General features: G+C 38.9%; 1 protein-coding gene and 1 pseudogene. One reads left to right on the forward strand and one right to left on the reverse strand.

Annotated features, from left to right (window positions below):
• A pseudogene (locus R7Z50_RS24625) lies at positions 1-177 on the forward strand (protein disulfide oxidoreductase); the annotation flags it as partial.
• Positions 178-226: 49 nt separating this feature from the next.
• Here R7Z50_RS24625 and R7Z50_RS24630 read toward each other — a convergent pair.
• Positions 227-760, reverse strand: a complete 534-nt coding sequence (locus tag R7Z50_RS24630) for a hypothetical protein (protein WP_318149367.1) — start codon at positions 758-760, stop codon at positions 227-229.
• Positions 761-1115: the final 355 nt, after the last annotated feature.

Consider the following 1115-nt stretch of genomic DNA (forward strand, 5'->3'; position numbering starts at 1 on the left):
AGGGCAAAAGAATATCGTTTCGAAAACATAAACGATCCTTCAAGCGATATTATGCGCGAATGGAAAATTAGCGTGACTCCAACCATTTATATTTTAAGAAATGGTGAAGTGACCTCTATTACGACAGGCATCACAACGCCGATAGGAATATTGGCGAGAATTTGGTTGGCTCGATAACGAAATAAAAATCCGATATTCAAAATACTGAATATCGGATTTTTTCTTTTTATTTTCTCGCTCCAACGGGAATCATAATGTGTGCGTATGGCGTGCCTTTCCATATCACGTATGGGCCACCATAACTTGGATCGGTTGGTAGAGAGTCCAGCAACGCTTGGTCTGGGGTAATAATCATCAAGTGTGGTCCTTCCACAATCCATTGATTATCGTCCGTCATCCCTTCTGCAAATGGGTCGGTGTTACTGGCACCGCCATCACCCGCTAACATGTAAGAAATACCTAATGCTTTGGCTTGGAAAGGTTTTTTGTTCATCCAAGCGTCTGCCCATTCCATCCAAGGACCATCCATACACATTGGCGCTGTGCCTTCCAATTGAGGAGGCGTTGGGAAGCAAGTGTATTGGCTAGAACCTTCTTGAAGAACGTTATTGTTCCAGTCCATCACCGTTACTTTATCGCGAATAGTCGGTGGCGCTGCACTCAGTGCATCTTCTAAAAGTGCTTTTGAATCATCGGCTGCGAATGCGCCAAAAGCGCAGCTGACCGAAACAACAGCAGTTAAATAAGGAGTTAGTTTCATAAATTAAACCTCAAGTTAATACAACATGAGAATTTGAGCACTTTAATTATAGAGTGATATTAAAAATAAGAATCATTATTTAAATAAAAAATAATAAGCGATAGGTTTGTTATGTTAATTTAAATATTGTTTTTATATACAGCGAATAGAATGATGGAAATAAGATTAGCTGAATAATCTAAGACAGATTATCAGGACATGTTTTCTCTTTATGCACTTAAAAATCCCATCGGAATTACGGGCTAATACTTTTCAAAATTTCATCTATTTCTACTGGTTAGCGCTGAATAACCAGCCGGTTACGTTTCATAAAAAATTAGCCATTTAATAAGTGCTTAGGTGCGTATTGCGTGTT

Source organism: Vibrio sp. 1249-1 (genome assembly GCF_033340495.1).